This window comes from Microcoleus sp. S13C4, from assembly GCF_036700865.1.
In the GTDB taxonomy this organism is placed as follows: Bacteria; Cyanobacteriota; Cyanobacteriia; order Cyanobacteriales; family Microcoleaceae; genus Microcoleus.
This window is the reverse complement of record NZ_JAUBPS010000025.1, coordinates 63,285-88,165: the sequence shown is the minus strand read 5'-3', so window position 1 is coordinate 88,165 and position 24,881 is coordinate 63,285. Positions and strand designations below refer to the sequence as shown.

Below are 24,881 nucleotides of genomic sequence, written 5' to 3'. Positions count from 1 at the left end.
TAAGTTATTAATACATTACTTGAAATTTCACGATATTCCCATTCCTGGGGCATTCATACCTTGATTCAGCAACGCCGTTTTTTATTTCTGGACGGATGAATCCGGGGGCTTGTATCCTAGATGCTTTCGGTCAGGTTGATGATTGTTCAAAGGCTTAATATTTAAGCATCCTAATCCTGACTCCTGCTAGAATCGCCAAGATTATCAACTTCTCATCATCCCCTACTCGTGAAACATCAACAGCGATAAAAACAAATCCGCCACAAAAATAAATACCCACGAAGTCACAACCGCCGCCGTTGCAGCTTGACCTACTCCTTTACCTCCGCCCGCAGTCGTCAACCCCCAACCGCAACCGACAAGGGCAATTATCAACCCAAACATAAAACTCTTAATCGCCACAGTTACTAAATCCCAAGGCCCCAAAGAAGTCCGCACAGATTCCAAAAATACCGACGGTTCCAACTCGTAAAAATTAACCGCCACAAATAGCCCGCCCAAAATGCCCACTGCTACTGCAAAAATTGTTAAAATCGGCAGCATGATGCAACAAGCTATCACCCTCGGCACTACTAAATAATCAACCGGATTTGTTCTCAACATATACAGGGCGTCTATTTGTTCCGTCACCTGCATTTCTCCTATCTCCGCCGCAAAAGCCGAACCTACTTGTCCCGCCACCACGCCCGCCGTTAAAAGTGGTGCTAATTCGCCACAAAATGCCACAGCAAAAGGACCTCCCACCGCACCAACCGCCCCAAAGTGAACCAATTCTCTGGCCGATTGAAAGGTAAAAATCATGCCACCAAACAAGGCTATTAGCAGCACGGATCGCAAAGAATCCAGGCCTACTGTTACTAAATGTTCCATGATTTTGCGACGGTCAATTTTGCCTTGGAGTATGCGTAGCAGCACTTGGCCACCCAGGAACAACGTCACGAAAAACCGCTGAAACCACCTGTTATTGAAGGTTTCATCTAAATGTCGATCGTACTTTTCTTGGTATTTTTTAACCAATGACTGCGGGCTCGCGATTAATTGCAAACAGAGCGAAGCATTGCCACATAGAGATTTTCGGCAATCCTACAGCAATTATTGCACGATTTGTCAACATATATTTTCAATCTGCCAGCCCTGCGGTGCGTGCGATCTACCTTTTTAGATTTTAGATTGGCACTGATTGATTCTGTGGTAATCATCACTCATTTCCCAATCTAAAATCTAAAATCTAAAATCCTAGGACTACTCCGCAAGTAATAAGTCGATAAACTTATCCAACTGTTCATTATATTTTTCGGCTAGATCCTTGCCAATCCTCAGCAGTGCCGATATCTTCTCTTCGGAGGCATCATCAATCGGCAGCGGTTGTTCGTGGCTCAAATCTGGATTAATTCTCAAATATTGATTTGGTCTTTCAATTGCATCAAAAATTTGAACCATTTGATAATTTACAGTTTCAGCAACGCCCGTCATCATGATATTAATCAAAGGCTCAACCCACTCAACTTTACCCCAATCTTTCGCTTCTTCATAGGGGAATTTTTTCTGAGCTTGTCCTGTCCCCAGCGATAAAATTACCATATCTTGTGCTGTCGGGCCTTTGTCGGGGCGATCGTCAGGAATTCGGAATTTATTTCTAACTTCTGCATAGGCACAAAGGGCGGGATTGTTTGCGAATACTCCCCCGTCAATTAAAGCGTAGGATTCGTTTGTCAAAGAGTAGATTTTGGGAAGTTCAAAGTAAGAGGGTGCTGCCGATGTGGCTCTGGCGATATCTCTAATAAAATAGTCTTCTGCTGGATATTGTTTAGCATCTATTTGATCAAAAAAGTGAGCTTTTCTCCTTTCGATGTCGTAACTGGAAATTAAACAAGGTTTCAGAAGTTCGCTGAGTCGGCAATCTCTAAAGTTTTCCAAAAAGAATTGTTCTAAGCGCTGGCCGGGATATTTCTCATCTATCAAACCGTCTATAGATTTGAGTTTTTGCCATAATGAACTCTTAAAAACGTCGCGACCGCTCTTAATCGAAAAATTAACAGCATCTTCGGCCGACCACCGAGGTCGGGTGGGATTTTCGGCGCCAGGACACAAATAGATGCAAGTTAAAATGCCTCCCGCACTTGTTCCCGCGATTAAATCAAAATAGTCAGCTATTCTCGCCTCTGGGTTGCCGCTTTTTTGTTGCAGCTTTGACTCAATGCTAACTACAACTTGCGCGGGGATAATTCCTCTAATTCCGCCTCCATCTAGGGATAAAATTCTCGTATATTTAGCCATAATTGTTGCCTCTTCTCGATGTTTGCTCGTTTCCTAATCTCAAATTCCCAAGCCTCGGGATTCATGCACCGCTCAATCCCTACTCTAAAATCTCACATCTAAATTTAATTGGCGGGCTGCGATCGTATAGCGAAAAATGTATTCTACAATTTCGACGTAATTGTAGGCGGTGGCTGGCGAGTCTGCCCATACTGTGATGCCGTGATCGCGAATTAACAAAGCAGGTACAGAGGGCGCACAAACGGCAAAAAATTCGCAAATTTCCTTGGCTATTTTAGGCACTTCCAAATAATTTGCAAATAGGGGTATCGCCACCTGCGGGTTTTCCTCCCACACCCCCAAACCTTTCAGCATTTCGATGGCCGGTAAAGGTACTGCATCTCCTGCGGTTAGGCGAGAAACTAAATTTGCCTCGATCGAGTGGACGTGATAGCAAGCTTTAGCGTCTGGAAAACAATTGTAAACGGCTAAATGAATGCTGGTTTCGGCCGAAGGGCGGCTGTCGGCAACAGGTTGCTCGACAATTGCGCCGTCTGAGTTCATTCTGATAAAATCTTTTTCAGTTAACTGCCCTTTGGCGCGGCCGCTAGCAGTAATCCAAAAACTACCATCTGGTAAGCGGGCTGAAAGATTGCCAGCAGTCCCAACCATCCAACCGCGATCGTAAAAATGTTTGGCTGCTGCAATTAAATCCGATCTCAAATCGCCACTCATTCTTTACAAATCCTCAGTTTTTAATCTACTTTTTACGTAAATAGGAATTGTGCTGGAGTATCTAAACGTAGGGTGAGGAGTACACACCTTACTAATACATATAGCGCTCAACGTAGGGTGCGCCATAAGCAGTTTAATACATACACATACCGCATAGTGCTATTTTATTGGCGCAATTCCTACTTGAGTTTCAATTCCATTTTTGGGACAAACTTTCCAACACGTCAAAAAAAGTATCCCATTTAGTATAAGGCTTTTGCTGTTCGTCTAGATACTCGGCAAGCCGATCGCGCGCAAACACCGACGAAGCCTGCAAAGCCATATTAAAATCCGTCAGCGAATCTCCGATCGCCACCTGTTCCTGGGCCGGGTGCTGGGCCATCACCCGCACCTTAGACACTAATTCCTCATCTCCCTCCAACTCCGAATTGACTTGCAAGCGAGGACCCGTAGGGTTCACATCCACAGCGTAAATAACGCTCGCCCGGTGTACCAAATCGCCCATTACCGTCTCTACCATGACCCGAAGACCGCCGGAAACGATCGCAAAATCCACTTTTCGCTCGTCCAAAAAATCCAGCAATTCTACCAAACCCGGCCGCATGAGCTTTCCCCTAGAAAATTCCACAATTTCCCCGTAACATTCCGACGGAATAGACTCTAGTAACTGCCGCACTCCCGATCGCAAACTCAGCCTTCTAGCGTATATTTCAGGCATCAGTTGAGACGACAGTTCCGGTGCGAAATGCTTGAGCATTGCCACAAAAGTTTCTTCAACGGTTATTGTGCCGTCAAAGTCGCAGAATACCACCCGTTTCTGATTGTTCGGGATTGGAGATTTTTGCTTGTCATCGGTCATTGTCAGTCGCACAAGAGAGAGAACGTAAAAAGTTTACACTATTCCTCGTACACTATCGAGCAACAAACACCCCGGCAACCAAAAACTAATAGCTACGCGCTGTGTTTTGGCAATCGCCCGCAGGATTTTATGCAGATTCTTCGAGATTATCTTCGAGCTCGTCTTCGAGTTCATCTTCGAGCTCATCTTCGAGCTCATCTTCGAGTTCATCTTCGAGTTCATCTTCGAGTTCATCTTCAATGAATGCTTCTTCTTCCTGCTTTTTATTTTTGGTCTTTTGGGGGGTAGACTTAGCCGGCAAACAGATTAAATTGTCATCCTCAGTATTAATCAAACCCTTCGATCGCAACTTACCCATCAGCCGCGTCACCGTCACCCGCGTTGACCCTATCGCGCTACCAATTTGAGCGTGAGTCAATGCCCAAGGCAGTCGGTAGCCCCGAACCACATCCGGTTCGCCATCACTTACGTAAGGTTCGCCGAACTCTTCGATCAACAAAGTGAGAAATCCCAGCAGTCGGTCGATCGTCCGGCGCTGTCCCAAAGTGCTCAGCCAGAGAAGTTTACGCTGGTGCTGGTAGCGAAACGCATCCAAAATTTCCCTACGAAAGTGAGGCCAATTATCCAAGTCGTGCCAGTACATCCACACTACGTGAGTTTGATCGGCGTGGGCGTAAGCTTGGAGAGTAAACGGAGACTGAGCAACCAGTTCAAAGGGCTGACCGGCGCCGACGAAGCCCAAAAAAGCTTCTTCTGTAGTTTTATCAGCGGATTTTGACTTCGCCGCCGCAGCGCTAACTTGAGCGCTACCTACGAGTCGCACAGAACCTTTCTGGACTAAATACAGCAGTCCGGGTCTTGCGGGAATCCGCTCATCTTTGCTAAAAGTCCGGCAGCGGTAGTGTTCCTGGGCCCAGTCGATAATTCGCTGCCAAGTGATAAACGGTCGATCGATAGTATCTATAGGGGTGGAAGTTGATTGCATAGGTAAGGCTCTGGGATATATTTAATCAGTGAGAAAAACGGCTTTTGGTAGCAGCGCGATACAAAGTGAGACAGCCAACCCCCGATCGAGCTTGCACGCTTCTTAAGTGTGCTGACTTTTCTTAGTTTTACCGAAAGATTCAATGTAGCAAAAAATACATCAAAATGGTAGAATTCAGCAAAAAATTTGTCGTAAATTATTGTTGTTTAGGCCAAAAATCGCTAGAAAGCAGATTAATTCGATGTAGCCCCGCCCGGAGGAGCCGATCGAGCATCTCTGACATCAGCGGTTTAACGTAGAACAACAATGCAAGCGGTAACACTCTACCGTCCCTGTTACCGTAGGATCAGCCGATATGGATACAGCAAATATCTCGCAGTGCCCGGAAGTTACAGTGAAGTGTTTCTTGCTTTCCAAGTTCCAAAGCGCGATCGCCCAGCAGGGGAAACTAAAGGAAATTCCGTTAAATCGAAGTAAAGATAGCGCGCGGGTGGTGTACGTGTCTGCGATCGCCCTGAAATTGGCTAAAACTTGGCAGCAGACACCGCAGACAATTGCGGCAAAGTTGGCCGAAACTCTCGAACCGCTGTGCTGCCCAGATTTCGCCGTTAAAGTCGCAGGGGCGGGAATTATTGAGTTGGAGTTGACTGATGCAGGTTTAGCATTCTGGTTGCAGCGTTTAGCTCAAACGAACCTCCCAGTTTCAGAATCTAGAATATTATCTCCTGTTGTGTCTGCCGATCGACTGTTTCCCATTCAGTACAGCCACGCGCGCTGCTGTTCCCTGCTGCGAATGGCCCACCGCGATCGGATAATTGCGATCGCCCAGCCCGATGTGGCTACAGCGCCGCAAATTTGGTCGCTGGCGAGTCCAAATCCTATCCCTTGGATCGACGAGGGCGATCGACTGCGGTTAGTGCATCCAGCAGAACGCCGTTTAATATCCCAACTGTTAACAGTGCTAGACAATTTATATCCTACTTTTGACGTGAAAAACCGCGAACAACCTGTCAATTATTTCAAATTAGCCAATAGTTTGAGCGAAGCATTTCAGATTTTTTACAGCCAGTGCCGAATTTGGGGAGAAGTTAAAATAGACCACCCAAAACTCGCCCAAGCCCGATTGGGTTTAATATTAGCAACTCAATCTTTGCTGCGATTTATACTAGAAGAGTTCTTGAACGCTATTGCTCCTTTAGAACTTTGATTTTATCCTCATGTTTAGCAATATTTATTCATAATCAGAGGGGGCTTTCCGAAATTTTACTTGACTTATTCCATCGGAAAATATCTCTATTTTATCTAAAACACTATGAACTATCCTGTAATCGGCTGTCGGATATAAAAATTCTAAAAACTTAACTAACTCTTTATCGATAATTTTTTTCATTCTTCATTAATAAAAAAACTATAAGTTAGGCATTCTTATTTTCTCTTATTTATTTAAGTAATCTTTCTTTTTGCTTTGGAGAACCATAATTTTTAGCTGGCATCTATGGCAATACGGTTCAGTTAAGGTCCCTCCTCCCTAACCCCCTTAAAAAAGGGGGGACAAGAACTTACTCAAAGTCCCCCTTCTTAAGGGGGATTTAGGGGGATATCCGAGGAATAAATAGTTTTAACCCAAGCGTATTGGCATCTATGGCTGTGTTCCTTAAAATACTTAATCTTATACTATACAATTAAGCTGCGTAGCAGCTTATCTATTAGCTATCCAGTATGCTCGAAAAACAAGAAGAATATTACAGCTTAGTAAAAACGAATCCTCTCCCTCTTGAGGAAATGCAAGAGGATATAGCCTTACCAGAGACGGTACTTCTGACCAATCAGCCTCTAAAACTTTCCAAACCGGAAACTCGGTCAAGCCTCAGAGCACTAACTTTGGACGGTGTTTTCGCTACGCTTTTTTATAGCATCATCGGTGGCGCGTTGCTCAGTAATTTCTTGCTCGATTTGGGGGCGGGTCCAGTGGAAATTGGTATGCTCGCCTCCATTCCTCAACTGGTAAATTTGCTCCAACCGTTCGGAGCTTATATAGGAGACCGAACGCAGAGCCGCCACTGGTATTCCTTCTGGATTTTCGGAATATCGCGGCTGCTGTGGCTGATTCTCGTGCCAGCCCTTTGGTGGGGAGGCTCATTTCATTTGGCCCAACATCAGCTAGTGCAGTTGACATTGGCAATCATCTGGGTAAGTCAAGTCTTAGAATCTTTAGGTCGTGCTTCCTTCTTGAGCTGGTTGGCGGCGTTAGTACCTCAGCGGTTGCGCGGGCGGTATTTTGGCTTTCGCAATAGTGCTGTCAGCTTGACAAATCTCATTGGTGTGCCGTTGATGGCTCTAGCGGTATCGAACTGGCCCGGTGGAAAGCTCCAAGGTTACAGCGCCCTCTTGGTTTTAGGAATTGTGCTTGGCCTCATCAGTATAGGTTGTCAGTTCTTTATGACCGATGTGAACCCAAAGCTTGTACACGTCACGCATTTAGATACAGGCGAAAAATCATCCACAGGGATAATTTTTAGCTTTCTCAAAGAAGCCAATTTTTTAAAGTTTTTGCTTTACTCTGGTCTATGGAGCTTTGCCGTTAACGTCAGCGCGCCCTTCTTTAACCTTTACTTGCTGGATGACCTAAAGATAGATGTCAGCGTGGTAACGCTCTATGGCAGCTTAGGTGCTGGTGCTAACTTGCTGATGCTGGTTTTTTGGGGGAAGCTGGCTGACCGGGTTGGGAATCGCCCGATCATGATAGTAGTGGGAATCTTGGTGGCTCTGACCCCTCTACTCTGGCTAGAAGGTGGAACGGCTCCAATTTTCCTATGGGTCTGGTTCCCGCTGTTGCACATCATCGGCGGTGCAACGTGGGCGGCGATCGACCTGTGCAGTGGTAATCTGATGATGTCGGTGGCACCACTGTTGAATCAGTCGATATACTTTGCGATCGCAGCCGCGGTTCCTGGTGTCACGGGGGCAATGGGAATCACCGTTGGTGGCTTTCTCGCCACTTTGACCAATCTCGGTGGTCTGCCAGGGGTGTTTGCCCTCTCAGCCGTCTTACGACTGGTGGCTCTCCTGACCTTGGTTTTTGTTAGCGAGCAGCGTTCTGTGTCTTTGGGTAAGTTTTGGCTGCTCTTGTTGCCAGCTTGGTGGAGAAGAGTGGCGATTGAACCTGGAGACATCAGGTTTCAACCATTAATAGTTGAACAGTTGGACTCTGCGCCTGAAAGCTCATGCGATCGCTCTTCAACTCTTGATTGATTGTAGTCCGACAATAATTCATAAAAGAGTTGATTAACCATTTTTAAAGTGTTAAAATACTCATCAGATAATCTAAGATGTGACGGTTGTTGGGTCGCTTTTTTTCAGAAATATAAAATCGGACAACTATGGAGAAGTTTTGAATGGTATCTAATTATTTTTGGGTGCGTTCAAAATTTTTTACGATGGCGATCGAGCTTTGAGGAACGATCGCCTATTCTCCCGCTCGTCAATCGCTCCTGGAACGACGATGCTCAATTTAATCACTTGACGAGCGGCTGTTGAGGGATCTTCAAATTCTGGCGTTGTAAAATAGCGAGAGTTTTCTTCCGTTTTTTGAGGATACACCTCATTGTCACACTACCACCTATAGCCTCACCTGGGCGTCAAATTCATCGATGTACTATCCCAAGATAATGCCTGCATCTAGTTTAAGGCGTTGCAGGCGAGATTTGCTTTTTTCCAGGTTGTGCGATCGGCAGCGTTACTGTAAATGTACTGCCAACCCCTTCTTCACTGTTGACAGTAATTTCGCCACCGTGCAAGTCCACGCATTTTTTAACAATGCTCAGCCCCAGTCCAGTACCGGGAATGCGACCGACATTTTTGGCGCGGTAAAATGAATTAAACAGCCGTTCTTGGTCTGCTAGAGGTATGCCAATTCCGGAATCCTGTACCGCAAAAACTGCCTCGCTTTCAGTAACTTTTAATTCAAAAATTACTTCGGTATTTGGGGGAGAATACTTAATAGCATTGGACAGCAAATTGCCCATAATTCGCCGGAGCAAGCTTACCTCCAAACACGCCATCGCCGATGGACTGTGATTCACAAAAATCAGCGTTACCCGCTCATTTTCAGGTTTCAACTTCAGACTGCTCTGAAATTCCCCTACCAACTCATTACAAAACTTTGCTAAATCTATGGGTAGCAAGGAAAAGCCTGTTTTTCCTGACTCAACACGCCCCAGCAGCAGCACATCATCTAATAACAAATCTATGCCTTTGGCGGCTGCTTGAGTTTTGTCTAGAAGTTCTTGTTTTTTCTCATCTGTTAATGTCAACTTGTACTTGCTAAGAAGTTGTGTAGTGCCGATGATGAAATTCAAAGGATTGCGAACATCATGGGCAATCATGTACAGCAAAGATGTTTTCATCTCATTGAGCTCTTGGGCTGTTTGCAGAGTGCGATCGAGTTGATCGTGAGACAATTTGAGAGTTAAAGACAACTGGCGCGATCGCAGCAAAATCTCCACCCGCGCTTGCAACTCGATCTTCTCGATCGGAGCGATAATCAAATCGTCAATACTTTGCCAAATAAATTGCGTTGCCATCCCTACATCCGAGCGGGATGTAATCAAAAGAAAAGGCAAGCATACCGGGTGTTCTGCCTCTTTTTGGGCTGCAACCCATTGCCAGTGGCGTTTCAGGGAAATACCGTCAATTATCCCCAGGTCAAAAGATTGATTAAATGGTAAAAACTCCTCACTATTTTCTGTTGAGTTTGGCAGCAATACCTCATAGTAAGCTGCTAACCATTCTAATAACAGGCGGCGATTTTCTTTCTGTTCGACAAGCAATAAAATTTGACTCACGCAGGTTCTCCTAGCAAGCTGTGAACAATTCCCAGCAAATCTCTAACGATCAAAGGTTTTACTAACATATTCCGAGCACCGTGGCAGAGGCTTTCGTGCTGAATGGCAGCGCTTTGTTTGGGCGAGAGTATCAGAAAAGGGATTTGGTGATTTCGCAGTTGTTCGCAGCACTCCCAAATCCGGCGGTCGAAACCAGAAATATCTACTAAAGCCATATCGATCTTAGCAGGCTGACTGATAGCTTGTGCAACATCCTCAAAGCTATAAGCCGCGATGATCTGGTATCCTTCTGTGTTGAGAAATTGTGCTAATAGTTCCAAGTTTCGATGATTGCGGTCTACGGCTAAAATTATTGAGTTGCCAGTCATTTATCAGCTTCCTGTGAATACGGCTTATAACCATTTTAGATTTTAGATTTTAGATTTTAGTATGGGGAGTGACTGATTATATATGGGTTGGGAGGTGACCTAAAGTTGGATTCTTTTTTAATCTGGTATTAGCTTACTTTTCGGGGAGCTATTACATAGGTTTTCAGTTGAGTGAATTACAGATGGTGGGGTACAGGACACGGCCGCGTGCCCTGTGTCCCTACTGTATTTCATAGAATTGAAAACTACACTACTATAAAAGTCGAAAAATACACAAATTTACCAATATATTTAAGTTTTCCAGAACTTTGGCTAGTGGTGAGGTGCGCGGTGCGCGCACTACAGCTAGTGGTGAGGTGCACCCCTACTAATTAGTAGATTCACGACTGCAAAATTAGCTGCAATTGCCCAAAAACAGCACCACAAACCCGGATTCAATCTTCATCGGGTTCCCCCTCAACCCACACCGGCGCCGAACTCAAAATGCCGCGCAGCCCCCCTATCGGTTTGCTGACTTTGATGCCGTAGCGAGTAATCTCAAGTTCTCGCAGAGTTCTCTCGAAATTGCTGACTCGTTTTTTAATTACTCCGATGCCCTTGCGGATTTCTGTCCTATTATGCAGTTGGCGTTCCAGATAACGTATAAACAGAAGATTATCCGCCAAATAGCTAATCCCAATCTCGGTCAGCCGAAAATCTCCGCTAATGGCTTCTACCTCATTAATCAAAATAACGGTGACTCCCATATTCTTCAGATACTTACACAAAGCGTGCAAATTGTTCACCAAATCTTGCCCCTGCATCGAAAGCTGATAGCCAGAAATACTATCAATCATCACAATCCGTGTCTTTTCCTGCTCCACCTCCTGGCGTACCATACAGGCAAACTGATCCGGCGAGTACAGCAAAGGTTCCACAGGTATCACCGAAAGACTTCCTTGCCCAATCATCGCCCCAACCGGGATGTTAACTGATTCGCAGCGCTGCAGCAGAGTAGAAGTTGACTCCTCAAAAATGTAAACTACCGATCGCTCCCCCCTTCCTGCGGCTTCCTTCATAAACTGAATCCCCACCGTCGTTTTACCCACGCCGCTAGGCCCGCTAATCACCGTCACAGTCCCCCGTTCCAGTCCCCCGTGCAGCAGTTCGTCCATTTCTGGAATCCCAGCAGAAATCGGTTCCGCCACAAAATCCTGTTGAAAGTTGTCCGGAAGCAGTCGCGGAAACACCTCCATACCAGCCTCAGTCAGGCGCAGCGAATGGCGGCCGCTGCGGAAGTTGGAGCCTCGCAGCTTGGTGACAGACAGGGCGCGTCCTTCAGGGCGCAGTTCTAAATAAATTACTCCGTCGCTGATGAACTGCAAATCGTCATCGGGAGCACTTGAAGTGCCTTCTGAGGTGAACACCACCGTCGCCCCCCCTTCCACCAAAAACCGCAGAAAAGACAAAACTTGCTTGCGAAACTGAAACTCATCCGCAGCTAAGTAGCGAAATTGAGTGATTGCGTCCAAAAACACCCGTTGTGGCTTGACAGCTTCGACTCGCTCGATAATCTTTTGTGTAGTCGGTTCTCGCTCAACCTCGGAGGGGGAGAAAATGTCATAAGTCTGAACTTGGGTAAAAAATTCTGAGGATGGGCTCAAATCGAGGAACGCGATCGCTTCCATATCAAAACCGAGACTTACGGCATTGGCCCGCAATTGCGCTTCCGGTTCTCCTAAAGTAATAAACAGGGGCGTTTCTCCCAGAGCCACACCTGCTGCCAAAAAGTGAAAGCCCAGTGTAGTCTTGCCAGTACCCGGGCCGCCGCGCACTAAATAAGAGCGTTGAGAAATTAGGCCACCGCCAATCACTTCGTTGAGACCGGTAATTCCCATAGAAATTCGGTTTTGAGACATTTGGTTTTTCATGTTTTGAATATCGGGCCCGTATTAATATTTAATGGTTTTAGGCAGTGTTTTGATAATTTTTTTTACCGGGCGTCTCATAACCTTCATGAAATCTTTTTCTACCGAAAATTACGTAAGCATACAAGAATTAGAAAGTATTGTCGGGGCTGCTGGCATCTGTCGCTGGCAAGATACAGAGCCATTTTGGCAAGAACGGGTAAAAAAAGCAGTCGCCCCCGACACGAAAATAGATTGTACCGTTTATCCGAATTCTCAGGAAGAACTGGCGGCTGTCATTGCTTGGGCACAGCAACATCGCTGTGCAGTCTTGCCTTGTGGCGGTGGCAGCAAACTTGATTGGGGTGGTTTAGTTAAATTAGACTCCGATCCCCCCCAGCCCGCCTTAACAAGGGGGGAGCAAGATGTTGTCAAAGTAAGCATTTTTAAGGGGGATTTAGGGGGATATCCTGATGCAGCGGGGGTGGTGGTTGTCAGCACTTCGCGCCTCAATCAACTTGTAGAACACGCTGTGGGCGATTTAACCGTGACGGCAGAAGCGGGAATGAAGTTTGCGGATTTGCAACAAATTTTAGCAGCAGCAGGTCAATTTTTGCCGATCGACCCAGCGTATCCGCAACAGGCAACTTTGGGGGGCATTGTCGCTACTGCTGATGCGGGTTCCTTGCGGCATCGCTATCGGGGGGTTCGCGATTTGCTGTTGGGAATTACCTTTGTGCGATCGGACGGTAAAATTGCGGTAGCCGGAGGTCGAGTTGTTAAAAATGTTGCCGGTTACGACTTGATGAAACTGTTTACTGGTGCTTACGGCACATTAGGCATCATCAGTCAAGTAACTTTCCGAGTTTATCCGCTGCCTGAAGCTTCTGGAACTGTTGTGCTGACAGGGGAAACTAATGGTTTGTCCCAAACGGCTCAAATCTTATTATCCTCTGCTTTGACTCCGACAGCCGTTGATTTGCTGTCACCTGAATTAGTCGCAAAATTAGGCTTAGGAAAGGGCACGGGATTAATCGTCAGATTTCAAAGTATCGCCCCAAGTGTTAAACAACAATCAGCCCGCTTACTGGAAGTTGGCGAAAAGTTGGGTTTGCAAGGCACTAGCTGCTGCGAAAATGATGAGCATCAGTTATGGCAAAGATTGCCAGAAACAATGTGGGATTCTGGCACAAAGTCGGCAATTATTTGCAAAATAGGAATCAGACCGTCGGAAGCTGTAACGGCAATTAACGAATTGCCTGTACAGGACGCTTGGATTCATGCAGGCAGCGGTTTGGGGGTTTTGCGGTTTGAGAATGCGACGGCCCAAACGCTGTTGCAGGTACGCAGAGGGTGCGAAGCGAAAGGCGGTTTTCTGACTGTTTTAGCAGCCCCGACCGACATTAAGCAACAGTTAGATGTTTGGGGCTATAATGGAAGTGCGATCGATTTAATGCGCCGGATTAAACAGCAGTTTGACCCGGAAAATATTTTAAGTCCTCATCGTTTTATCAGCGGTATTTAGTTTAAAGTTTGTAGTCAGGAGTTCAGTTTTTATTGGTGTCAACTTAACGTCTTATGTAGTACCGATATACTGTTTGACGATTAGGCTCTAGATCCCCCCTAGCCCCCCTTAAGAAGGGGGGGACAGGAAATGCTCAAAGTCCCCCTTCTTAAGGGGGATTTAGGGGGATCTAGACTCAGCTAAAAGCAAGAATTATCAAGGGTTTTAGGCGATAGTCACTAGGAACCAAAACAATTAGGTAATATATATATGCAAACTTCAGAAAAATCTCCAGTTCCCAGCGATGATTTAAAACCAGCCAAAGAAAGCAATTTTCTAGCACAAAATCCCCACTTACAAACCCTCGAAATTCCCGGTTTCGATGCCAACAATCCGCCCGACCCGAAATTAATCGATACTTGCGTACACTGCGGATTTTGCTTGTCAACTTGTCCGAGTTATCGCGTACTCGGCAAAGAAATGGATTCGCCCAGAGGCCGCATTTATTTAATGGATGCAATTAACGAAGGCGACGCACCTTTAAACGAAGCCACCTCACAGCATTTCGATACTTGTTTGGGCTGTTTGGCCTGCGTTACAGCTTGTCCGTCGGGAGTTCAATATGACAAATTAATTTCCGCAACTCGCCACCAAGTTACTAGAAATCAGGAACGCACTTTTTCCGACAATGTAATTCGTACTCTGATTTTCAATCTCTTCCCTTATCCTCACAGATTGCGACCTTTGCTTGTACCCCTGTTTATCTATCAAAAATTAGGACTGCCAAAACTTGTCCGCAAAACAGGTTTGCTGAAAAAAGTATTTCCCCGCTTGGCGGCGATGGAATCAATTTTGCCGAAAGTTACAGTCGATTCTTTCCGGGATAATTTGCCAGAGGTAATTCCCGCACAAGGCGAAAAACGCTATCGAGTCGGCGTGATTTTAGGCTGCGTGCAGCGGCTGTTATTTTCGCCTGTTAATGAGGCTACGGTGCGTGTTTTGACGGCTAACGGTTGCGAGGTTGTGGTTCCTAAAAGTCAGGGATGCTGTGCTGCTTTGCCGGAACACCAAGGCCAAGCGGAACAGGCGAAAGCTTTGGCGAGACAAATGATTGATAGCTTTGAAAATACAGGCGTTGATTTTGTGATTATCAACGCTGCTGGGTGCGGTCATACTTTGAAAGAATACGGTCATATTTTAGCAGATGACCCGCAATATCGGGAGAAAGCTGAGAAATTTGCGGCTAATGTTAAGGATGTGCAAGAGTTTTTGGCAAGTGCGGGAATTACGGCGAAACTTAATCCTTTGATTGACGGAGATTTGACAATTGTTTATCAGGATGCTTGTCATTTGTTGCACGGGCAAAAGATTAGTTTGCAGCCGCGTCAGTTGCTGCAACAAATCCCTGGCGTGAAGTTAAAAGAACCTGTGGATGCGGCTTTGTGCTGCGGGAGTGCAGGAGTTTACAATATGCTTCAGCCGGAGATTGCTGATGAATTAGGAGTGCAAAAGGTGGAGAATTTGCTCAATACTGGCGCGGAGTTGATTGCTTCTTCTAATCCGGGTTGTTCTTTGCAAATTAAGAAGCATTTGGAGTTGCAGGGAAAAACAGTTACTTTAATGCACCCAATTGAGCTTTTGGATTATTCGATTCGCGGGGTGAAGTTGCTGAGGAAGTAGTTTGGTAGGGCGGGCGGTGTCTGCCCTATTTTCGATGTGCTTTTTTGTGAATGAGATTTTTTTTTAATGAATGGCAGGAATTCACAGGCGGGGCGCCTGTTCCACAGAGGAGCGTCGGGTGAAGAGTTGCAAATTTATCGCCCTGACGGCTAACCGTTTGCAAGTTATGAGGATGTTTCTCGCAGGTTGGAACAAGCCGAACAGCGGGCAGAACAAGAAAGGCTGCGGGCAGAACAAGCCGAACAGCGGGCTGCTGTACTGGCAGAAAGACTGCGATCGATGGGGATTGACCCGGAACAATTGTAAACTAGATTGGGGAAAAGACCGATCGCACTTTTAAATTTTAGCAAAAGTGCGATCGGCATAATAACTAATAACTAATGACTAATGACTAATGACTATTTCCCATCTTCTAACCTCAAGAAATGCACCTGTCCCGAAGCTTCCGCCACTACGATTGTCACCCCATCAGGTGCAATAGCACAAGCTTTCAAACCACTATCTCCCCTGAAACTAGCAATTACTTCTCGACTTAACAAATCCCAAACTTTTAGAGTGTTATCGTCCGAAACAGAAATTGCCTTTGTTCCCATAGTCGCCACAGATGTTACCGCATCAGCATGACCTGCCAAAGTAAAAACTTCTTTTCTACTTGACAAATCCCAAACTTTCAAATTGTGTTCCCGCCCGCCTGAAATCGCCAATTTGCCATCCGTCGTAACTGCCACAGCATTCACAAAACTCTCATGACCTTTGAAAGTGAAAAGTAGATTTTTGACAACTAAATTCCATAAAATTGCCACAAGATTCTTTTCTTTCCCCAAACTCCAAACTTTCAGAGTTTTGTCGCCGGAAGCAGAAATAACCCGCTTGCTGTCGGGAGTAACTGCCACAGCTTTTATCCCGTCCTCATGACCTGAAAAAGTAAAAACTTCCTCTCCTGTTCCTAGATTCCAAACTTTAATAGTTTTGTCTCCCGAACCGGAAATCGCCATCGTTCCGTCTGCCGTCACTGCCACAGAATTTACCCAGTCTGTATGACCAGTGAAAGTAAAAATTTCCTTTCCGGTTTCTAGATCCCAAACTTTCACTGTTTTGTCGCCGGAACCCGAAACTACTCGCTTGCTATCCGGTGTAATTGCGATCGCTTTTACCCAATCTTGATGTCCCGAAATAGTAAAAATTTCCTGTCCGTTTTTGAGATCCCAGACTTTAATGCTGTTGTCTCCTGAACCGGAAATTGCTTTCGTACCGTCCGCCGTCACTGCTACAGCATTTACCCAGTCATCGTGACCTGCAAATGATAAATTTTCTTTGCCTACTTCTAAGTGCCAAACTTTGAGAGTTTTGTCAGATGAACCAGAAACTATCCGCTGGCCGTCGGGGGTAACAGCCACAGCATTAACGGGGGCGATGTGATTGGTAAAAGTGAAAAGTTCTTCTTTTGTTTCCAGATTCCAAACTTTCAGCGTTTTGTCGCCGGAAGCCGAAATTACCCGTTTGCCGTCGGGACTGACTGTGACAGCTTGAACGAAACTGCTGTGTTTTCCTAAAGTGAAAAGTTGCTTTCTTTCTGAAAAACTCCAGACTTGAACAGTTCCGTCGTAACTGCCGGAAATTATTTGTTCGCCGTCGGGAGTAACTGCTACACTTTTTACCCAGTCTGCATGACCCGTGAGAGTAAAAAGTTCTTTTCCAGTTTCTAGGTTCCAGACTTTAATGCTGTTGTCTCCCGACCCGGAAATCAACCGTTTGCTATCAGGAGTTACTGCTACGGACTGGACAAAACTGCTGTGACCTTTGAAGTTAAAAATTATTTCCCTGGTTATCAAATCCCAAACTTTAATACTGCCATCCCAAGAACCAGAAATTACTCGTTTGCCGTCAGGAGTTACTGCTACTGCTTCTACGGCAAAAGTATCGCCGGCAAAAGTAAATATTTCTGTCCCCGTTTCTAAATCCCAAATTTTAATAGTATTGTCCCAAGAACCGGAAATTACTTTAGTGCCATCGGGCGTGACAGCTACAGCATTGACGTAGGTAAGATGACCTTTGAGGGTGGAAAGTTCTTCTCCTGTTTCTAAGTGCCAAATTTTGAGATTGTGATCGGAGGACGCAGAAATTGCCCGCTTGCCGTCGGGGGTGATTGCTACACCTTGTACCCAGTCTGTATGTCCGGTGAGGGTACGCAATAATCTCCCGCCGGGAGGAGTAAAGCTGGGCGTTAGCGGTCGCAGCCAGGGGGTTGTTTGGTGTTGTGCCTGTACTAGCAGTGCTTGAATTTCTGGACTTTCAAAGCACATCAAGCGGGCTATTAGTTGGGTGGCTAGTTGGCTTTTATCTGTGGCTAGAATGTGGGCCGACAGCCGAATTGCTTCTTGGATTAATTTGAGTTGGTCGGCTTTTTGATCTGAGGTAATAATATGGAGACTTGTTGCTAAATCGTAATCTTCTATTAGCGCCTGTACTCCCGATGCTGACAGCTTGGCTTTAATAAAATTGTAATCTGTTAGTAAGCTGTATAATTTTTCGGATTCTGAAGTCGCTGCTAGCTGACTTGGCAGGGTTTCCAGGTAGTGCGTCTGTTCTGCGGGCTGCATTTTATCCAGCCCTTGTGTAAACTCGGTCATAAATTTACGGATGTGTTTTTTAAATGTATGCGATCGCTAGCTGCACCCTACCGAAAAGCAGATCGAGAATCTTTTCTCTTAGACTTAGCATGACATATTTGAATGCTATGTGCTATGAGCTTGCTGTCCTCGGTTTGGTGAGGGTTCGATGAATTGCTTGTTTTTTAGTCGCAGTCTGCTTTGAGAATTTTCAAGCAGTGCGATGACAATAAATCGCCGCCACTATAATTCAACTCAGCAACGCCCAATTTGCCTATCGATCGACAAAAGCTCACATATATCGTTGTTTTTCTTAACATAGCTGGTCTTTGGGCGATGATTGTCGATCGATCAGCACTGTCAAAGCTAAAAAATTTCCGGTATCGTAATCCTATTTAATGTGCGAAAAATAGTTTTTATAACGAAACACGATTTTGGATGCTCTCATTTTCTGTCAATTTGACCGCATCACCGAGGCCTATGTCCCCCTGGTTGGGTTTCCTACCTCAACGGCATCTGCACTCTGCTTCACCCAAAGCTCTCAGAAAGCTTTGCAGGTGCGCCCCCTTCCTCTAAAATATAGAAAAGGACTTGCACTCTTAAACCGGGTTTCTAGACAAAATCATTGGTTTGACCGCTAGGTACGCAGGAAGAAACCGGGTTTCTGACTCCATAGCCCGCAAGTCGCGATCGCAAATAAAGCAGTATTGAGTTTAGAGACAAATTTCATGGATGTTATCGAGTTTTTCGAGTTAAGTGCAGGCAAATGGTTTTCCCAGCGTACCGTACACAATCTCAATTCTGGGGAATTGCAGGCGGGTAAATCTGACCTCAAAATAGAAATACTGACAGCTAGCGATGCAGCAGTCGTCAAACTTTGCCAACAACACTCGATTAACCCGGCTTCAACTGGGCTAAAGGGCGTTCGGATTAGTTGGGACGGTATTCCCGATCGCGACAAAGCTAAACAAATCGGTTCTACAATATTAGCGATCGTACCAAATCCCGACAATCCCAGCGAAGGCAAAGTGTTGCAAGACAAGGGTAACAGTCGCTACGTGATGGGCGACGACGTACTGACATTGATTACAGAATCAGACACCCTCCATGCCGAAGAAAGGCTGTGGTATCTCATGCCTAACTTGCGACTGCGGACTAGCGTTGTTAAGCAAGCTAACGGTACGGAACAAGCATCTTTTTGTTCGGAAATTCGGATGGGAGTAAGTGCCCAAAATGAAAAGTGAAAAATAACTATCTAGTTTCCCAAGTTTACCCTCTATTTCTGCTTTCTCCCTTCTTTCTTCGGCCTTCTCTGGCAATCGCTTTTAACTTGGTATGAAAATCAGTGTGTTTGACAACTGGGAATGATTTGGCCACAGGTTTGTCCGCTAATTTGTGCTCCGCTTCGGCTCGATCGGCTAGGGCGGTAACAGCCACATCTTCATATACTACAAATTCTGTATTTTCTTTTGTGCGATCGTCGGCTGCAGGTAATTTTCCTGTTTCCTCTGCCTCTGTGTTTGGGACTTCTGCATGAAGTGCCACATCAAGTTGCGCCTCTGAGCTCCCAAGCAAATCTAACTCTGCGGCAGTTACTTCCGATTCTGGGTTCGATAAAAGTATATCTTCCTGTGGTAGTTGAGCAGCACCTTCCCCGGTTAAATTTTGAGGAAAATTATTGCATACCAAGCGTTCAAACTCGCGATTGAAATGATAGAGAGGTTGACCTATCCGATGCCACATACTCAATAGCTGTCCCACAGAAACAGCCTTGTAGCGGCCTTGGTAAAGCGCTTCAACCACTGCTAAACGCAGCCAATAGCCGGGATACTTGGTCAGCCATTCACCCGCCAATTTCTCGGCTTTTTTGCCACCTAGGTCAAAACCGTAGTGAACCAGCAGAGCCGCTGCTTGTGCAGATATTGCCGTCACTTCTGTCATTTGTTGTCTGTTGACTGTTGACTGTTGACTGTTGACTGTTGACTGTTGACTGTTGACTGTTGACTGTTTTCTGTTGGCGGTTGACTGTTTTCTTTGGGTTCCAAATTCCCAATTAACAATTCCCAATTACCAATTACCAATTACCGATTACCCATTACCAATTGAATTAATCGGATAAACGCACGCCTCCTTCTACAGTTCGCGCGTCCCCGGAAAAAGGTTGGGGAGTCCCATTCCAATTGAAGTCGCTAACTCTAAAAGTCAGGCTGCCGACTTGACGCTCAGGATTAAAACGCAAAATGATTGCGTAGCTGCGGCGACTGTATTCTAAAGTGTAATTCGTACTGATTGTGTCCCCGCTTTCTAAATTAATAGCACTTTGAAATCCAACTCTAAAGCCTTTGTAAACTTGCTGGACAAGCCCAAAAGACAGGACTCTCAAATCTACTAAGCGATCGAATAAAAAGGGCGAGATACCGTCCCGTCCCACCTGGGTATAAGTCACGTTAAACCCAGTGTAATCGAGGAAAGGGCGGGAGAAATGACCGAACTGCCCTTGAATGCCGACGCTGCCGGCGAGCGAATTTTGTCTGTCGCCACTGCTGTAATAAGTACCAACTCCCCGGAGTCCCAGGGCCAGTTGCAAGAAAGGAACCACTGGCGTCCGCGTATACCTCAAACCCTGGGTGGGAGTGCGGGGCAGCGGTTCGCCCTGCCACAGGTTGAAGCCGCGACTCAAGGCAAAGCTGAGTTGGGAACGGCCCAGATCGATGCGGTTGTTTTCCCGCACTGGTTCGAGCAAGTCTGCTCGATCGGTGTCAGCATTGATAAATTGATACCCAGCTTGGTAGCTGAGATTGATGCCAGTGCCTCCGAGTTGGATGACTGGAGAAGTGAGGACTGCCCCGAGACTGCTCTGCACGGTTTGATAGCCCAGAGAACCGTTAAACAGTCGATCGCGATAACTGTATTCTGCTGCCAGAGAGTGAGTGCCGATCAACTGCCGCAGGCGCAAATTGCCCCGAAAGCTGTTTTCCGGCAAATTCGGGAAATTTTCCAAACTCAGAAATATTGCCGATCCGTCCAGCCTGGTGCGTGGGCCCAGACTAGCACCCAACCTAGCTTTCAGCCCGTAGCTGTCGGGAGAAAACGGATTACCGCCGTGCTCGGCCACGACCCGCTGCAGATAAATTTGGGGTGTCAGGGTCAGCCGCACCGGCCCGTTTTGCAACACTTCCAAACCGCACTCGGCATACAAACCGCCGCGGTCGCCTCCGTCGTAGCCAAAGGTCAAACACGGGCCGTTCTGCTGCCTGCTGTCAAACACTTGCCTGCGGGGATACACGGGTATTTTGACCCGGTTGTCGAACACCAAGCGGGGTTTAGTTGTGACCAATTCCTCCGCCGTGGGCGAAATCCTTCTAATCGTCGCCCTGCGGGCCCTGTATTCAAATTCGGGCGGGGAAAACGGGTCGTTAGTAATCCGAATGTTGGTTGCTACCCTCGCGCCGTCTGGCAGCAGTTCGATGCGTTCTGCTTCAAAGCGGACGCGGTTGACCGCGCCGACCACTTGGGGGGCTGCTAGCTGTCCGCCGCCACCGATAGTCACTGTAGCAGCGCCGGGGGATTTGACTCCGCGCAGGGGCTGCTGGCTGGTAATTCGATCGCTCAGCGGCTGTTCGAGAATCGTCCCGGCACTGATATCTGTAGGCAGTGTGGGGGTCAATTCGCTACCTGCTGCGGGCAGGAATATTTCGCCACTGGCTTGTTCGACTGCGCCGGCGTTGAGGCCGAGATTGAACTCCATCTGCTGGCCGCGCACTACTTGTTGCCCGCGGGTATAGGCGACATTGCCGGATGCTACCACTTGGCGGGTGACTAAGTTGACGATCGCTCGATCAGCATCAATCACAGTTTGTCGGAACCGCACAACGACATTACCCACCGCCGTGACAATTTGCTGCTTGTCGTCGAATTCTTGGCTGTCAGCCTTAACTTCAATAGTATCGGCCGGAGTCACCGGAAACGGCACCGTCCGCTGAGAAGGTGCGGTGCGGACTCCCGGCGCCGCTGGTTTAGGCTTCGGTTTCGGCGCAGGGGGCGTTCTGGGTGCGGGGGCAGTTCCCGGAGTTGGAATCTCGAACTGCTGTTGCCCGCTAGGTGCTGATTCCGGCGGTTCGGGAACGGGAATTTCAGCAGGTTGGGGAGAGTTATCTTCTAACTGCCGGCCTTGGGCCTGATACCAACTTTCCTGCTTTCGGACAACATTCCTCTCCTGTTGTTTCTGCGCCTCTGCGGTTCGTTTTCGATTGCGAATGGCAAGGGCATTTTCTACCGAACCCAATTGGTAAGCAGTAAACGAGGAATCTTTCGGAGTTTCCGCAGTTTCTGGTTCTCCCACAGGAGGCCGACGCTGAAATCCCACCACTGCGTCGCCGCTTTCCACTGCTGCTAGGGGGTCGGCGATTTCTGGAGGCTGGTCGGTGGCCGGGGTAGTGCCCAGGAGTGTGGCTGCCGGTTCTGCTGGGGCTGGTGTGGGTTCTGGCTGAACGATATCTGGGCTTGGTTCCGGTATTTCTGCGGGGTTGCTGCGGGTGTCTCCATCGCCGGCCGCGACAGTGAGGGCGACTTTTTTTGGCTTTGCGATGTAGATGATGCCAGGGGGTTCTGACGGCGGTACCGGATAGGGCATAGTTACAACAGGTAAGTCGTCCGATTTTAGATTTTAGATTTTAGATTTTATAGGGTGCAAATTATTGACAATTTTTGCATCTCAAAGGCAATTGTTTAGAAATTAATCTGACATCTAAAATTTGCAGTGGCTTTGGCGCGCCGGAATCGGGCTGCTTTCAAAACTTGCTTCCGCCACAAGATAACCTCGCGGATGGTGCGAGGTCAAGTTTTGTTCAACTAATTTTTGCGGGTTTGCGGACTGGCTGGGGGGCTGCGGTGGCGTGCCCCCAGCCACCGGGCGGGATAACTTGTTTATTCCATGTCTCTGCGGTTGGGGTTCCGGGCTGGGTCATTGGACAAAAATCCAAATATGAACAGGGAAACAAAAAATAAAACAACTACATTAACTACGATTTTGAGGGTTAACACTGTGGGAGTCTCCAAAGATGGCCTAATACTGAGCTGATTTGCTGCTGTTGCAGCAACTTTTTTATCATAAGCTAAAGATTAGTCAATTTTCTCTTTGCTTTTGAGGATTTTTGGCAAGTTGATTTTGGCCCAATTCCATAGTTGCTCGGCGATGTTTTCTAGCCGCAGCATAACTCGATCAAGCCATTCGAGCACTTGTTCTAACGGGTGCTTAATGTATCCCATCGATTCTGCTTTTGTTTCTAAGTAGTCTCCATCGGATGGGACGCCTGCGCTGGGATTTTTTGGTTCGGCTGGGGCGGGGGTTGCGGCGGTGTATCTGCTAGTTTGCGCGGTGATTGCTGCTGGGGGTTGGTTGTTTTGTGCGGTGTTCGGGTTTGTGTTTTTTGGCACTTGGGTTTCCGGTGCGCGCCCTGGGGTTGATTCTGCTGCGAGTGCAGAACTATTTTTTTGAGTAACTGCTAAATCAGATAAATCAGATGCTGTTTGGGGTTGACTTTTTGAGCTATTTGTCAGCAAGCTCTGTTTTAGCTGCCCCAGCAGGCTGTGAAGTGCTTCTGGGTACGGGGATATTGAGACTGCGGTCGATCGACCTTCTGCCAATTCTCCTAATTCGGCCATTTCTTGCTTGACTTTTGGACGGGCTTGTGCTGCCTGGGGTTCGGATCTTCCCTCGATTAAATGCTGCGGTTCTGATTCCCCGAATAAGTCTTGCCAGTTCAGCCACGGTCGATCGACCTCTGGGCTTTTTTGTGTGTTTTCTTGTTCTTGTCGCTGTTTCAAATAATACTGAATTGCAACTGATTTTTCCGTATTATCACTCGCTGCCGTTTCTTTGCCCAGAAGGTGGTCTACTGACGACCAAATCACTTGTTCGATGTTTCGAGCGTATTTTTCGAGGATGTCGCGGGCTGAAAAATCTAAATTGGTTTCCGTGCCGGATGTGTCGATTTTTACTCCAGAGTTTTCTATGGGTGCGGCGATTGTTTTTGCCGCTGGCGACAGGGTTAACTCTTCGAGGTTGACGGCGGCGCGATCGAGTAATGTAACAAAGGAGAGAGGAGTCGGGGGTCGATCGAACTTGCTGTTAAAATTAGTTTCTAGTTTTGGGGTATTGTGGTCAATCGAATTCGAGGGCGCAATTGACGGCTGTGCGGTTTTTGCTTCGATCTGGGCGCGGGCTTTTTGGACTAGGATGGCATTGCGGTCGATCGCTTTTTTAACCGCAAAAATTGATTCTCCAAACTGATTTCTTTTCAAAGCAACCGGACTCGTCTGAAGCCAGGCCATCAATTCCCAAAAACGACGCACCGGCGGAAGCTGAGATTTTTTAGCAGCAGACTCCAAACCGAGATTAAATTTTAATTCTTTTTGAGCAATTTCCCGCCGCCCTGGTTCACAGTTTGCCACTTCCCAAGTTATGCGACCTTCGAGCAGTTCCTGCTGTTCGGGTGTCAAAATATCTAATATCTTATTTTCATATCCCACCAATACTAAAGTGCGGGCTGGGATAAAACTCGCTATTCCCTCAACTTTCGGTTTCGGTGTTAATTGAGTTTTAGTAAGCGGGTTTTCTAAGACGGAAATTGTTTGATGCTTTGCGGTTTGTCCGCTAAAATTGATTGTCGGATGTAAATTGTTAGCAGTAGTTCCCTGATTAATTAACAGCGGGAAGCTGGCTAAAGTTTTGGCAGTTTGCGACGAGTTTAGCAAATTTTCGGCGAGGTGCAAAATTTCGGCGATCGAACTTTCCTCGGAAGTTGCGCCCTGATACCAATTTTGCGGCAAATCGGGATTTTCGTCGCCCCCAAATTCTTGCAGTTCCGGTAAATCTACTTTTTGACTTGATTCCCGCAACTGTCGGCCCAGCATTCTGGAACTTTGCACCAGCAAATAAGCTGGATAAAGCAGAATTTGGGTGGCGGTGAGAGTTGCTCCTTTAATTTGACGCCAAGTTCGATCGCAATTGTCAGCGACTTGGCGGGACTGTTTCGATATAAAATTTAATAGTCGGCTTTGGTAGGGGCCGTAGTAACCGTTAGACATAAGTTTTATTATTGAATTCAGATTTTTGCTTCGCGCCGGAATTGCTGAATAGTGCTGTAAAATCAA

General features: G+C 46.8%; 19 protein-coding genes. 5 read left to right on the top strand and 14 right to left on the bottom strand.

Going from position 1 to position 24,881, the window contains the following annotated elements:
* Nucleotides 1-222: 222 nt before the first annotated feature.
* The 5 genes from QT996_RS13140 to QT996_RS13120 form a co-directional block, all read right to left on the bottom strand.
* Nucleotides 223-1,017, bottom strand: coding sequence for an MlaE family lipid ABC transporter permease subunit (locus tag QT996_RS13140; RefSeq protein WP_333046998.1), 795 nt, complete (start codon nt 1,015-1,017; stop codon nt 223-225).
* Between the two features lie 225 nt (nt 1,018-1,242).
* Complete coding sequence (locus QT996_RS13135) at nt 1,243-2,277, bottom strand: patatin-like phospholipase family protein (protein WP_333046997.1); 1,035 nt, start codon at nt 2,275-2,277, stop codon at nt 1,243-1,245.
* A gap of 84 nt (nt 2,278-2,361) precedes the next feature.
* Nucleotides 2,362-2,991, bottom strand: coding sequence for a methylthioribulose 1-phosphate dehydratase (gene mtnB / locus QT996_RS13130; RefSeq protein ID WP_333046996.1), 630 nt, complete (start codon nt 2,989-2,991; stop codon nt 2,362-2,364).
* 190 nt (nt 2,992-3,181) lie between these two features.
* Nucleotides 3,182-3,850: an HAD-IB family phosphatase gene (locus tag QT996_RS13125; protein WP_333046995.1), complete on the bottom strand. Its 669-nt coding sequence runs from the start codon at nt 3,848-3,850 to the stop codon at nt 3,182-3,184.
* A 127-nt stretch (nt 3,851-3,977) separates the two neighbouring features.
* A complete protein-coding gene (locus QT996_RS13120; protein ID WP_445243898.1) occupies nt 3,978-4,835 on the bottom strand; it encodes a Crp/Fnr family transcriptional regulator in 858 nt (285 codons plus the stop codon).
* 355 nt (nt 4,836-5,190) lie between these two features.
* On the opposite strand from QT996_RS13120, the gene QT996_RS13115 reads away from it, so the two are divergent.
* Both QT996_RS13115 and QT996_RS13110 read left to right on the top strand, forming a co-directional pair.
* The gene (locus QT996_RS13115) at nt 5,191-6,042 is read left to right on the top strand and encodes a DALR anticodon-binding domain-containing protein (RefSeq protein WP_333046994.1); all 852 of its coding nucleotides are present in this window, start codon (nt 5,191-5,193) and stop codon (nt 6,040-6,042) included.
* 512 nt (nt 6,043-6,554) lie between these two features.
* Nucleotides 6,555-8,087 (top strand): MFS transporter, encoded by a 1,533-nt coding sequence (locus QT996_RS13110; RefSeq protein WP_333046993.1) that lies wholly within the window; start codon nt 6,555-6,557, stop codon nt 8,085-8,087.
* Between the two features lie 180 nt (nt 8,088-8,267).
* On the opposite strand, the gene QT996_RS13105 is transcribed toward QT996_RS13110, so the two are convergent.
* The 4 genes from QT996_RS13105 to QT996_RS13090 form a co-directional block, all read right to left on the bottom strand.
* Nucleotides 8,268-8,435 (bottom strand): hypothetical protein, encoded by a 168-nt coding sequence (locus QT996_RS13105; protein WP_333046992.1) that lies wholly within the window; start codon nt 8,433-8,435, stop codon nt 8,268-8,270.
* 83 nt (nt 8,436-8,518) lie between these two features.
* On the bottom strand, nt 8,519-9,679 hold the full coding sequence (locus QT996_RS13100) for an ATP-binding protein (protein ID WP_333046991.1): 1,161 nt from the start codon (nt 9,677-9,679) through the stop codon (nt 8,519-8,521).
* Nucleotides 9,676-10,047, bottom strand: coding sequence for a response regulator (locus tag QT996_RS13095; protein ID WP_333046990.1), 372 nt, complete (start codon nt 10,045-10,047; stop codon nt 9,676-9,678). The genes QT996_RS13100 and QT996_RS13095 overlap by 4 nt, the downstream gene beginning before the upstream one ends.
* 434 nt (nt 10,048-10,481) lie before the next feature.
* The gene (locus tag QT996_RS13090; RefSeq protein ID WP_333046989.1) at nt 10,482-11,945 is read right to left on the bottom strand and encodes an ATPase domain-containing protein; all 1,464 of its coding nucleotides are present in this window, start codon (nt 11,943-11,945) and stop codon (nt 10,482-10,484) included.
* Nucleotides 11,946-12,042: 97 nt separating this feature from the next.
* Here QT996_RS13090 and QT996_RS13085 point away from each other — a divergent pair, with 97 nt between their 5' ends.
* Both QT996_RS13085 and QT996_RS13080 read left to right on the top strand, forming a co-directional pair.
* A complete protein-coding gene (locus QT996_RS13085) occupies nt 12,043-13,458 on the top strand; it encodes an FAD-binding oxidoreductase (RefSeq protein WP_333046988.1) in 1,416 nt (471 codons plus the stop codon).
* Between the two features lie 249 nt (nt 13,459-13,707).
* Nucleotides 13,708-15,117: a heterodisulfide reductase-related iron-sulfur binding cluster gene (locus QT996_RS13080; protein ID WP_333046987.1), complete on the top strand. Its 1,410-nt coding sequence runs from the start codon at nt 13,708-13,710 to the stop codon at nt 15,115-15,117.
* Between the two features lie 398 nt (nt 15,118-15,515).
* Here the strand turns inward: QT996_RS13080 and QT996_RS13075 are convergent, their stop codons facing one another.
* A complete protein-coding gene (locus QT996_RS13075) occupies nt 15,516-17,759 on the bottom strand; it encodes a beta-propeller domain-containing protein (RefSeq protein WP_333047002.1) in 2,244 nt (747 codons plus the stop codon).
* A gap of 695 nt (nt 17,760-18,454) precedes the next feature.
* On the opposite strand from QT996_RS13075, the gene QT996_RS13070 reads away from it, so the two are divergent.
* Complete coding sequence (locus QT996_RS13070) at nt 18,455-18,970, top strand: phycobiliprotein lyase (protein WP_333046986.1); 516 nt, start codon at nt 18,455-18,457, stop codon at nt 18,968-18,970.
* A gap of 25 nt (nt 18,971-18,995) precedes the next feature.
* Here QT996_RS13070 and QT996_RS13065 read toward each other — a convergent pair whose 3' ends face one another.
* The 4 genes from QT996_RS13065 to QT996_RS13050 form a co-directional block, all read right to left on the bottom strand.
* Nucleotides 18,996-19,793, bottom strand: coding sequence for a hypothetical protein (locus QT996_RS13065; protein ID WP_333046985.1), 798 nt, complete (start codon nt 19,791-19,793; stop codon nt 18,996-18,998).
* A 40-nt stretch (nt 19,794-19,833) separates the two neighbouring features.
* Nucleotides 19,834-22,359: a DUF3769 domain-containing protein gene (locus tag QT996_RS13060; protein WP_333046984.1), complete on the bottom strand. Its 2,526-nt coding sequence runs from the start codon at nt 22,357-22,359 to the stop codon at nt 19,834-19,836.
* A gap of 293 nt (nt 22,360-22,652) precedes the next feature.
* Nucleotides 22,653-22,769, bottom strand: coding sequence for a photosystem II reaction center protein I (locus tag QT996_RS13055; protein WP_039887172.1), 117 nt, complete (start codon nt 22,767-22,769; stop codon nt 22,653-22,655).
* Between the two features lie 78 nt (nt 22,770-22,847).
* A complete protein-coding gene (locus QT996_RS13050) occupies nt 22,848-24,815 on the bottom strand; it encodes a hypothetical protein (RefSeq protein WP_333046983.1) in 1,968 nt (655 codons plus the stop codon).
* Nucleotides 24,816-24,881 lie beyond the last annotated feature (66 nt).